The organism is Microbacterium hominis NBRC 15708 (genome assembly GCF_001592125.1).
In the GTDB taxonomy this organism is placed as follows: domain Bacteria; phylum Actinomycetota; class Actinomycetes; order Actinomycetales; family Microbacteriaceae; genus Microbacterium; species Microbacterium hominis.
This window is the reverse complement of the sequence record NZ_BCWI01000030.1, coordinates 1-10,325: the sequence shown is the minus strand read 5'-3', so window position 1 is coordinate 10,325 and position 10,325 is coordinate 1. Positions and strand designations below refer to the sequence as shown.

At 75.1% G+C, this 10,325-nt stretch carries 13 protein-coding genes; 8 read left to right on the top strand and 5 right to left on the bottom strand.

Going from position 1 to position 10,325, the window contains the following annotated elements:
* The first annotated feature begins 95 nt into the window (after positions 1-95).
* Genes MHO01S_RS15780 through MHO01S_RS15765 form a run of 4 tightly spaced genes read left to right on the top strand, consistent with a single transcriptional unit; the run spans position 96 to position 3,212 of the window.
* A complete protein-coding gene (locus MHO01S_RS15780; protein WP_061782586.1) occupies positions 96-1,637 on the top strand; it encodes an SDR family oxidoreductase in 1,542 nt (513 codons plus the stop codon).
* Between the two features lie 9 nt (positions 1,638-1,646).
* Complete coding sequence (locus tag MHO01S_RS15775; protein WP_061782582.1) at positions 1,647-2,258, top strand: GNAT family N-acetyltransferase; 612 nt, start codon at positions 1,647-1,649, stop codon at positions 2,256-2,258.
* 58 nt (positions 2,259-2,316) lie between these two features.
* Positions 2,317-2,787: a MogA/MoaB family molybdenum cofactor biosynthesis protein gene (locus tag MHO01S_RS15770; protein WP_061782584.1), complete on the top strand. Its 471-nt coding sequence runs from the start codon at positions 2,317-2,319 to the stop codon at positions 2,785-2,787.
* A complete protein-coding gene (locus MHO01S_RS15765) occupies positions 2,784-3,212 on the top strand; it encodes a molybdenum cofactor biosynthesis protein MoaE (RefSeq protein ID WP_061782585.1) in 429 nt (142 codons plus the stop codon). Before MHO01S_RS15770 ends, MHO01S_RS15765 begins: the two co-directional genes overlap by 4 nt.
* Before the next feature lie 34 nt (positions 3,213-3,246).
* On the opposite strand, the gene MHO01S_RS15760 is transcribed toward MHO01S_RS15765, so the two are convergent.
* The 4 genes from MHO01S_RS15760 to MHO01S_RS15745 are packed head-to-tail and all read right to left on the bottom strand — an operon-like array spanning position 3,247 to position 6,318.
* Positions 3,247-3,480: a MoaD/ThiS family protein gene (locus MHO01S_RS15760; protein ID WP_061782581.1), complete on the bottom strand. Its 234-nt coding sequence runs from the start codon at positions 3,478-3,480 to the stop codon at positions 3,247-3,249.
* Entirely contained in the window at positions 3,480-3,950 is a 471-nt protein-coding gene (gene moaC / locus MHO01S_RS15755; RefSeq protein WP_060959193.1) for a cyclic pyranopterin monophosphate synthase MoaC, read from the bottom strand. The genes MHO01S_RS15760 and moaC overlap by 1 nt, the downstream gene beginning before the upstream one ends.
* On the bottom strand, positions 3,947-5,227 hold the full coding sequence (locus tag MHO01S_RS15750) for a molybdopterin molybdotransferase MoeA (protein WP_061782580.1): 1,281 nt from the start codon (positions 5,225-5,227) through the stop codon (positions 3,947-3,949). The genes moaC and MHO01S_RS15750 overlap by 4 nt, the downstream gene beginning before the upstream one ends.
* Positions 5,224-6,318: a ThiF family adenylyltransferase gene (locus tag MHO01S_RS15745; protein WP_255266114.1), complete on the bottom strand. Its 1,095-nt coding sequence runs from the start codon at positions 6,316-6,318 to the stop codon at positions 5,224-5,226. The genes MHO01S_RS15750 and MHO01S_RS15745 overlap by 4 nt, the downstream gene beginning before the upstream one ends.
* A 121-nt stretch (positions 6,319-6,439) precedes the next feature.
* On the opposite strand from MHO01S_RS15745, the gene MHO01S_RS15740 reads away from it, so the two are divergent.
* From MHO01S_RS15740 to MHO01S_RS15725, 4 genes are read left to right on the top strand one after another with little or no spacing between them, the layout of a single operon-like run.
* Entirely contained in the window at positions 6,440-6,835 is a 396-nt protein-coding gene (locus MHO01S_RS15740) for a TOBE domain-containing protein (RefSeq protein ID WP_061782578.1), read from the top strand.
* Complete coding sequence (gene modA, locus MHO01S_RS15735) at positions 6,835-7,647, top strand: molybdate ABC transporter substrate-binding protein (RefSeq protein WP_061782577.1); 813 nt, start codon at positions 6,835-6,837, stop codon at positions 7,645-7,647. The genes MHO01S_RS15740 and modA overlap by 1 nt, the downstream gene beginning before the upstream one ends.
* Positions 7,648-7,663: 16 nt before the next feature.
* Positions 7,664-8,482: an ABC transporter permease gene (locus MHO01S_RS15730; RefSeq protein ID WP_061782576.1), complete on the top strand. Its 819-nt coding sequence runs from the start codon at positions 7,664-7,666 to the stop codon at positions 8,480-8,482.
* A gap of 2 nt (positions 8,483-8,484) precedes the next feature.
* Positions 8,485-9,582 carry a sulfate/molybdate ABC transporter ATP-binding protein gene (locus MHO01S_RS15725; RefSeq protein WP_255266113.1) on the top strand — a complete coding sequence of 366 codons (1,098 nt, stop codon included), beginning with the start codon at positions 8,485-8,487 and terminating at the stop codon, positions 9,580-9,582.
* Between the two features lie 19 nt (positions 9,583-9,601).
* Here MHO01S_RS15725 and MHO01S_RS15720 read toward each other — a convergent pair.
* Positions 9,602-10,325 (bottom strand): HNH endonuclease signature motif containing protein (locus MHO01S_RS15720; RefSeq protein WP_157553823.1); only part of this gene is annotated, 724 nt, incomplete at its 5' end.

The following is a 10,325-nucleotide window of genomic DNA, read 5'->3' as shown; positions in this document are numbered from 1 at the left end:
CCCGCCGGCCGAGCCGCTACCCGCCGGCCCGCCCGCGCGGTAGCGGCTCGGCCGCGTCATGGCGGCTCGGGGGAAGGCGGGCTAGCGTGGCGGGCATGAGCGAACTGTCCACGCCCACCGGCCGCGAAGAGGCCCTGCGGGCCGTGCCGCGCGCCGACGGTAGCGCGCCGCGCGCCCTCGTGCTCGGCGCCACCGGCTACATCGGCGGCCGGCTCGTGCCGCGGCTGATCGCGGCCGGGTACCGCGTGCGGGTCCTCGCGCGCGATCCCGCCCGCCTCGCGGCGTTCGACTGGGGGGACGAGGTCGAGGTCGTCGCCGGTGCGGCGGTCGATCGCCCCGCGCTCGCCCGGGCCTGCGACGACGTCGACGTGCTCTTCTACCTCATCCACTCGATGTCGGCGGGCGCGGGGTTCGAGGAGGCCGACCTCGCCGCCGCCCGGGCCGTCGCCACCGCGGCGGCCGCGGCGTCCGTGGGCCGGATCGTCTACCTGGGCGGCCTGCACCCCGACGGGGTGCCTCTGAGCCCGCACCTGCGCTCGCGGGTCGAGGTGGGCGACGTGTTCCTGCGCAGCGGAGTGCCGACGCTCGTGCTGCAGGCGGGGGTCGTCATCGGCTCGGGGTCCGCGTCTTTCGAGATGATCCGCCACCTCACCGAGGTGCTGCCCTACATGCCCGCGCCGAAGTGGGTGCGCAACTTCATCCAGCCGATCGCGGTGCGCGACGTCATGTACTACCTCCTGGGCGCGGCGCGGGTCGCTCCCGAGGTCAACCGCGCGGTCGACATCGGCGGTCCCGACGTGCTGCGCTACGGGCAGATGATGAACGGCTACGCGGTCGAAGCCGGGCTCCCGCAACGCCCGATCGCCCCGCTGCCGGTGCTCACCCCGGGTCTCGCCTCGCACTGGGTCAACGTCGTCACACCCGTGCCGCGCTCGATCGCGCGCCCGCTCATCGCCTCACTGCAGAACGAGTGCGTCATGGACGATCACGACATCGACGCGATCATCCCGCCGCCGGAGGGCGGCCTCACCCCGTACCGCCGCGCCGTCGCACTCGCCCTCGGTCGCGTCGCGGCCGACAGCGTCGAGACGAGCTGGCAGGATGCCGAGGTCAGCGGGGTCCCGTCGGATCCGCTGCCGTCCGACCCGGAGTGGGCGGGGCGCACGGTCTACACCGACGTGCGCACGGCGGCCACCACCGCGGCGCCGGAGCGGCTCTGGGACGTCATCGAGGGCATCGGCGGGGAGAACGGCTGGTACTCGGCGCCCCTGCTGTGGGCGCTGCGGGGGTGGATGGACCGCCTTGTCGGGGGCGTCGGCCTCGTGCGGGGTCGCCGCAACCGTACGCGCGTCGCGGTCGGCGACGTGATCGACTTCTGGCGGGTCGAGAAGGTGGAGCCCGGGCGGCTGCTGCGCCTGCGTGCCGAGATGAAGGTGCCCGGGCTGGCCTGGCTCGACCTCGGCTGCGAGCCGGGCGCGGACGGCGGCGCGGTGTACCGTCAGCGCGCGGTCTTCTTCCCGTCGGGGCTGTCGGGGCGGCTGTACTGGCTGGCCGTGCTGCCGTTCCACGGGTTCATCTTCCGCGGGATGGCCAACCGGATCACCGCGGCCGCCGAGGCCGCGCAGCCGGCGGCATAGAATCGCGGGATGCCGCACCTGCGACCGTTCCGCGCCGGCGACGAGGCCGCGCTCGCCGAGGTCTGCCTGCGGACCGCGGATGCCGGCGCGGACGGCACCGGCATCCTGGACGACGACGACATCTGGGGCGCCGTCTTCGTGCTCCCGTACGCGGCTCGCCATCCCGACCTCGCCTTCGTCGTGGAGACCGACGACGGCCGCGTGGCCGGCTACGTCGTCGGCACCGATGACACCGACGCCTTCGAGGAGTGGTTCCGCTCCGACTGGTGGCCGCGGGTCGGCTCGCGCTGGCCGCGGCGCGCCGCGGGTGGCGAGGAGGGGGAGGGCACCCGGCAGGATGCCGTCCTGGCGTATGCCGACAGCCGGCGCCCCGGCGCGGAGCCGTACGCCGCGACCCATCCGGCACACCTGCACATCGACCTCCTGCCCGAGCTGCAGGGTCAGGGATGGGGACGGCGGCTCATCGCCGCGCTCGTCGACGCGCTGCGCGCCCGCGGCGTCGTGGGCCTGCACCTCGTCGCCGCGGGCGGCAACGCCGGCGCGATCGCGTTCTACGAGCGCATCGGCTTCTCGCGTCTGGACGGCCCGACCGACGTCGCCGCGTTCGGCCTCGTGCTGTGACATCGGCTCGTCCGCCCGCGCGCCGCGGGAGGGCGGGGCGTAGGCTGGCGGCGTGTCGATGTCTGCCGCTGTGATCACCGTGTCCGACCGGAGCGCGGCGGGGGCGCGCGACGACGTGAGCGGCCCGGTCGCCGTGCGCGTGCTGCGCGAGGCGGGCTTCGCGTGCGCCGACGCGCGCGTGGTGGCCGACGGCGCCGACAGCGTCGAGGCCGCGCTGCGGGAGGCGATCGCCGCCGGCGCCCGCCTCGTCGTCACGACCGGCGGCACCGGCGTGGCGCGGCGCGACCGGACCCCCGAGGGCACGGCTCGCGTGATCGATCGGGAGCTCCCCGGCATCGCCGAGGAGCTGCGCCGCCGGTCGGTCGCCGAGAAGCCCGCGGGGATGCTGTCGCGCGGGCTCGCCGGCGTCGCCGGCACCGCCCTCATCGTCAATCTGCCCGGCTCTCCCGCCGCCGTGGCATCCGGGATGCCGGTGATCCTCTCCATCGCGGACCACGTCCGCCACCAGCTCGACGGAGGCGACCACTGATGGCCGTGCGCATCGCCCGCATCACCGACGAACCGCTCGATCTCGCCGTCCACATCGCCGCGGTCGAGGATGCCGCCGCCGGCGCCGTGGCCAGCTTCATCGGCACGGTGCGCGACCACGACCCCGACGCGCGCGGGGCGGTCGTCGCGCTCGAATACTCGGCCCATCCCGACGCCGAGGCGACGCTGCACGACATCGCGGTCACCGCGGTCGGCGACCGCCGCGCGATCGTGGCGGTGAGCCACCGCATCGGACGGCTCGAGGTCGGCGACATCGCGGTCGCGATCGCCGTGGCCACACCGCACCGCGCGGAGGCGTTCGAGGTGTGTCGGGAGATCATCGAGGCGATCAAGCGCGAGCTGCCGGTGTGGAAGCGTCAGCTGGCCGACGACGGGTCGGCGGCGTGGAAGGGGCTCGGCGGCTGAACGCGGCGGTGCCCCAGGGTTCCGCGACCCGCGCTCAGCCTCCGGCGAAGGGCGGGAGCACGTCGATCAGGGTGTCGTCGCCGAGCGCGGCGTCGCCGTCGGTGCGCCGCCCGTCGACGAGCACGGCGCAGCGCGGCAGGATGCGCCCGAGGCCGGGGTACTCCGCCGCCCACGCGGAGCGCAGGGCCTCGAGGTCGTGCTCGCCGCGGACCTCCTCGTCGCGCCCCGCGAACTCGGCGGCGGCGGCGAAGTAACGCACCCTCGCCATCAGGCCTCCCGAGTCCAGTCGCCCGACTTGCCGCCGGTCTTCGCGATCAGACGCACGTTCTCGATGGCGGTCGCCTTGTCCATGCCCTTGACCATGTCGACGATCGCGAGGGCGGCGACGGCGACGGCCGTCAGCGCCTCCATCTCGACGCCCGTGCGGTCGGCCGTCCGCACGGTCGCGGTGACCTCGACGCCCTCGTCCGTGACGATCGCATCGACGACGGCGCCGTGCACGCCGATGACGTGGGCGAGCGGCAGCAGCTCGGGCGTGCGCTTGGCCGCCTGGATGCCGGCGATGCGCGCGACGGCCAGCACGTCGCCCTTGGGGACGGAGCCGTCGCGGAGGGCGGCGACGACCGGCGCGGCGCAGCGGACGAATCCGCGGGCGGTCGCGGCACGCACCGTCGGCTGCTTCTCGGTCACATCGACCATTCGTGCGTGACCGGCGGCATCCAGATGGGTGAAGCTCATGCGTCCCATCCTTCCAGCAGCATGACGGCGACCGGGTCGCCGGTGCGCACCTCGACGACCTCGGCGGGAACGACCGCGAGGGCGCGGGCGCGGCCGAGTCCGCCGGCGAGATGCGACCCGGAGCCGCCCGCCGTCGCCGGGCGGACGGTCCACGAGCCGTCACGGTCGGTGTCGACGACCGCGGGCAGGTAGTGCCGGCGTCCCTCCGGCGTGCGCCAGGGGGCTCCGGCGGGCAGCTGCAGGATCGGCCGGTGGATCGCGCGGCGACCCTGCAGCGCCAGCAGCGCCGGCCGGACGAAGACCTCGAACGACACCGCCGCGCTGACGGGGTTACCCGGCAACCCGAACAGCAGGGCCGCACCGGCCGGTGTCGGCAGCGTGCCGAAGCCCTGGGGCTTGCCGGGCTGCATGGCGATGCGGCTGAACGTCATCGCGCCGGACAGCTCGGCGCGCACGACCTCGAACGCGCCGGCACTGACGCCGCCCGAGAAGACGACGGCGTCGACGGATGCCGCACGCGCCGCCGACACCGCGTCGCGCAGTCCGGCGCCCTCGTCGTCGACGCAGAGGCGCGCGACGACCTCCGCACCGGCCGCGGCGGCGAGGCCCGCGAGCAGGACGCCGTTGGACTCGGGGATCTGGCCGCGGCGCAGGGGCGTCCCGGCGGGGGCCAGCTCGCTGCCGGTGGACACGATCGCGACGCGGGGGCGGGCCGACACGAACGCCGCCGTCGCGCCGGCCGCGGTCGCGGCGGCGATCTGCAACGGCCCGAGGACGGTGCCCTCCTCGAGGAGGATGTCGCCGGCGTGCACGTCGTCGCCGGCACGGCGGACGAAGACGCCCGGGCGGGCGGGTGCGCGCAGCACCCGCGCGGTGTGCAGCGAGTCCGCCAGGCCGCCGGCGGTGTCCTCGAAGGGGACGATGGCGTCGGCATCCGCCGGCACGGGGGAGCCGGTCATGATGCGCGCGGCCTCGCCCGCACCCAGACGGGGGTCGTCGCTGGTGCCGGCCGGCAGATCGGCGACGACGCGGAGCACGGCGGGGACGTCGCCGGTCGCGGCGGCGACGTCGGCGAAACGCACCGCGAAGCCGTCCATCGCCGAGTTGTCGAAGACGGGGATGTCGAGGGCCGCCCGCAGCGGCGCGCGCAGCGTGCGGCCCGCCGCCTCCTCCAGCGCCACGGTGGCCGCCGCGAGCGGCCGCACCGCGGCGAGCACATCGCCGAGCTGCTCCTCGACGGTCCGCAGCGCCGGCGGCGTCGTGTCGGCGGCGCTCATGCCTGCTGCCAGGCGGCGAGACCACCGACGAGGATGTCGGCCTCGACCCCGCGGGCGCGGAGGACCTCGGCGGCGTGGCGGGCGCGCACGCCGTGGGCGCAGATGACCACGACACGATCGTCCTCGACGCGGTCCGGGTCATCGAGCAGGTCACCGAGGGGGATCAGGACCGACCCCGCCACGATGCCGCCCTGGGTCTCCCACGGCTCCCGCACGTCGAGGAGGGTGGCCCCGGCATCCTGTGCGGAGAGCATCTCGGATGCCGTCAGCTCACGGATCCCGTCCGTCGCGGGCGCCGGCGGCACGGGCGCGGAGGTGCGCTCTGCCGCCGCGTGCAGGGCGACCTCGGTCTGGGTGGCGCGAAGGGCGTCGATGACGAGCACGCGACCCAGCAGCGGCTCGCCGACGCCCACGACGAGCTTGATCGCCTCGGTCGCGAGGATGCCGCCGACCTGCAGGCACAGCGCGCCCAGCACGCCCACCTCGGCGCAGGTGGGCGGCTCGCCCGCGGCGTCGGCGGGGTGCAGGTCCGACAGGCGGACGGCCTCCGTCCCCGCGGGCGGTGCGCTCCAGAAGACGGTCACCTGGGCGTGGAACTCCTGCACCACGCCCCAGACGAGCGGGATGCCGCGGGCCTCGCAGGCCGCCGCGACGGCGGTGCGCGTGGCGAACGTGTCGCTGCCGTCCACGACGAGGTCGACGTCGGCGAGCAGGCGCTCGGCGTTGTCGGCGGTCAGGCGCTCCCGCACCGCCGTGACGACGGTCTCGGGCGAGAGGTCCGCGGCCACCCGCACGGCCGAGTCGGTCTTGGGGGCGCCGATGTCGGCGTGGCGGTGCAGGAGCTGTCGCTGCAGGTTGGTCTGATCCACGTCGTCGTCGTCGATCACGGTGAGACCGCCGACCCCGGCTGCCGCGAGGGCCATGATCACGGGGGAGCCGAGTCCGCCCGCGCCGACGACGGCGATGCGCGCGGCGGCGAGGCGGCGCTGACCGAGATCGCCGATGCCGGTGAGGACGAGGTGGCGCTGCGTGCGCGCGCGCTCGGCCGCGGTCAGCGCGGGGACAGGGTCGACGAGGGGAGCGAGGGGCACGGTGTCAGCGTAAACCGCGGCATCGACGCCGGGGCCGGTACGGGTGTCACGCACCCGCAGATTTCCGCGGATGCGGGGAGCACGCGTCACTTTCTCCGCAGATGAGCGATATCGTCGCCGTATGCGCTCGTATCGCATCACCGAAGCCGCCCGTCTGCTGGGCGTGAGCGACGACACCGTGCGTCGCTGGATCGACCACGGCGTCCTGCCGACGACGGGGGAGTCGCCCGCGCGCGTGCCGGGCGACGCGCTCGCCGCGCGGGCCGTGGAGACCGCCCGCGCCGCCGCGGATCCCGGCGACGCGCTCTCGAGCGCGCGCAACCGCTTCGTGGGCCTGGTCACCCGGGTGCAGATGGACGGGGTCATGGCGCAGGTCGACATCCAGTCCGGGCCGCACCGCGTCGTGTCGCTCATGTCGGCCGAGGCCGTGCGCGACCTGGGCCTCGAAGCCGGTGCGCTCGCCGTCGCGATCGTCAAAGCCACGAACGTCATCGTCGAAACCCCCCAGGAGCACTGATGCGCACGCGACGCGGTCCCGCCCTCGCCCTCCTCGCCTCGGCGGCCCTCGCGCTGGTCGGATGCGGCGCCGGCGGCGCGGCCACGGATGCTGCGCCGGCGGCGACCGCCCCGGCATCCGCGTCGGCCGACGCGCTGTCGGGCGAGCTCACGGTCTTCGCGGCCGCGTCGCTGAAGGCCGCGTTCACCCAGCTCGCCGAGGCGTTCGAAGCCGCCCATCCCGGCGTGAGCATCCGGCCGATCAGCTACGACGGATCGTCCACTCTCGCCACCCAGCTCGTCGAGGGGGCGGCGGCCGACGTCTTCGCCTCGGCCGATCAGAAGAACATGCAGAAGGTCGTCGACGCCGGGCTCGCGGCGGCGCCGCAGCCGTTCGCGACGAACGTGCTGACGCTGGTCGTGCCGAAGGGCAACCCGGGCGGCGTGACGGGGCTGGCCGATCTCGCGACGCCCGACCTGTCGGTCGTGCTGTGCGCCGCCGAGGTGCCGTGCGGCGCCGCATCCGCCACTCTGCTGGCCGACGCGGGCGTCACCGCGTCCGTCGACAGCTACGAGCAGAACGTGACGGCGGTGCTGACCAAGGTCGCCAGCGGCGAGGCGGATGCCGGCCTCGTCTACGTCACCGACGCGAAGACCACGACCGACGTCCAGACCGTGACGACCGCGGGGGCCGACGCCGTCGTCAACACGTATCCGATCGTCGCCCTCGCCGGCGCCGCGAACCCGGCGGCGGCCGAGGCGTTCGTCGCCTTCGTGCTGTCCGACGAGGGCCGCGCGGTGCTCGCCGGGCTCGGCTTCGGACAGCCGCGATGATCGCCGGGCAGCCGCGATGATCGCCGGGCAGCGCGCGTCGCGCGGGTTCGTGCCGCAGGTGCTGCTCGTGCCGGCCGTTGTCGGGGTCGCCTTCCTCGTGCTTCCGCTGACCGCGCTCGTCGGTCGCGTCGATCCGTCCACGCTGTGGGCGGACGTCACCTCGCCTGCCGCCGTGTCGGCGCTCGGCCTCTCCCTCGGAACGGGTGCCGTGGCGACGGCGGCGTGCGTCGTGCTGGGCGTGCCGCTCGCGCTCGTGATCGCCCGGTCGAGGCCGCGGCTGGCGGGAGTGCTGCGCGCGGTCGTGACGGTTCCGCTCGTGCTCCCGCCGATGGTCGGCGGCGTCGCGCTGCTGTTCCTCCTCGGCCGCAACGGCTGGCTGGGACAGCTGCTCGCGGGGGCGGGGCTGCGCATCCCGTTCACGACGACCGCGGTCGTGATCGCGCAGACGTTCGTCGCGCTCCCATTCCTCGTGCTGGCGCTCGAGGGAGCCCTGCGCGCGACCGGCGTGGGCTACGAGCATGCCGCGGCGGCGCTGGGGGCGGGACGGTGGCGGATCCTCTGGCGGATCACGCTGCCCCTGGCCGCGCCCGGCCTGCTCGCCGGGGTCGTGCTGTGCTTCGCGCGGGCCATCGGGGAGTTCGGGGCCACGGCGCTGTTCGCGGGCAACGCGCCGGGCGTGACGCAGACGATGCCGCTCGCGATCTACACCGCCTTCAACGGGGCGGGTGTCTCGCAGGGCACCGCCGTCGCCCTGTCGTTGCTGCTGCTGGTGACGGCGGTGGGCGTGCTGCTTCTCGTCCGTGCCTGGCGGCCGATGCCGGGGGCGGGGCGGTGACCGTGGCCGCGCTCGACGCGCACGTCGTCGTGCGCCGCGACGCGTTCGTGCTGGATGTCGCGATTTCCGCGGCCGCGGGGGAGATCGTCGCCGTCATGGGACCGAGCGGCGCGGGCAAGTCGACCCTGCTGGATGTCGTGTCGGGACTGATGCGCGCGAGCGCCGGGGAGGTGCGTGTCGGAGGTGAGGTCGTCTCGTCGCCCGCGGTGCAGGTGGCGCCGCAGCGGCGGGGTGTCGTGCTGCTCGGCCAGGATCCGCGCCTGTTCCCGCATCTGTCCGCACGCGACAACGTCGCATTCGGGCTGCGCGTCTCCGACGATGCCGGGAGGGCGGCTGCCCGGGTCGCGCGCCGCGCGCAGGCGCAGCGCTGGCTCGAGAACGTCGGGCTGCCGGGTGTCGGCCACCGCCGGCCCGCGGAGCTCTCCGGCGGCCAGCAGCAGCGGGTGGCCCTCGCCCGCGCCCTCGCCACCGCGCCGCGGCTGCTCCTGCTCGACGAGCCCTTCACCGCGCTCGACCCGGTGACGGTCGCCGACATCCGCCGTGTGCTCGCCGCGCATCTGCGCGCTTCCGGCACGACGACGCTGTTCGTGACGCATGACGTCGTGGATGCCGTCACCCTCGCCGACCGCCTCGTCGTGATCGAGGACGGCCGGGTGTCGCAGCAGGGACCCGCCCGCGAGGTGCTCACGACGCCCGCGACCGACTTCGTCGCGGCGCTCGGCGGGGTCAACCGCGTGCCGGGTCGGGTGCAGGCGGGGGTGTGGACGGCCGGTGCGGTGCGCCTTCCCGCGCCCGGCCTCTCCGACGGCGACGCCGTGGCGCTGATCCCGACCGGCGCGGTCCGGGTGTGGTCCGGGCGGGGGGCTGGGGAGAGGGATTCGGCTGAGGCGGCGGCCTTTGGCGCCTCGGCACCCGGTATCCGCTGGAGCGCCAGGGTGGTGCGGATCGAGGCGACCGCCGCGGGTGTCCGCCTGCACACCCGCGAGCCTGCCGTCGTCTGCGAGCTCGCGATCGCCGAGTTCGCCGCCGCCGACGTCGCCGAGGGTGACGAGGTGCGCCTGTCGATCGTCGCGACCGACGTGCGGGTCGCTGCCCGGTGACGCTGCCCGTGCGTGGTGCTCAGAACGGTGGTGGGTCGTCGGTGTGCGGGACGAATCGGACGCGTCCGGGTGGGTGGTCTTGGTAGTGGCGTCCGGTGGGTGAGGTCCATTGGAGGGTTCCGTGGCCGAGGTGTCGGACCTGCCAGGCGGTGTGGTGCTTCACGGTGTGGTGGCGGCGGCAGAGGTGGGCGAGGTTGTCGGGGGCGGTGGGGCCGCCGTCTGCGGCTGCGGTGGTGTGGTCGTGGTCGCACCGGTGGGCGGGGCGGGTGCAGCCGGGGGTGCGGCAGCGTTCATCCCTCGCAGCGAGGTAACGGCGGATTTCCGCACTGGGTCGGTAGCGGTCGACGGCGACGGGGATGCCGGTGGTCGGGTCGGTGAACACCCGATCCCATCCGGGCGCGAGCCCTGCCAACCGGCGGGCGAGCGCCGGGTCGATGGGGCCGTACCCGGTGAGCAGGGCCGGGCCTCCGTCGGGGTCGCCGGCGAGGGTGAGGGCAGGGACCGTCACCTGAATCTGCGCCGTCACCGCCTCGATACCGGCGCCAGTGGCGCGGGTGGAGGGAGTAGCGGTCAGGAGCAGGTCGGTGAGGATGTCCGCACGCACCTGCGCCAACGTGCGGGTGTCTGCATGAGCGCAGGGGCGGGAGCCGGTGATGACTCTTTCGCCGTGCGGTGCGTCGTCCGTGTCCGCGCTGGCATCCGATGAAGCGCCATCGTTGCCGTCGCTGCCCTCGTCGGGCTGG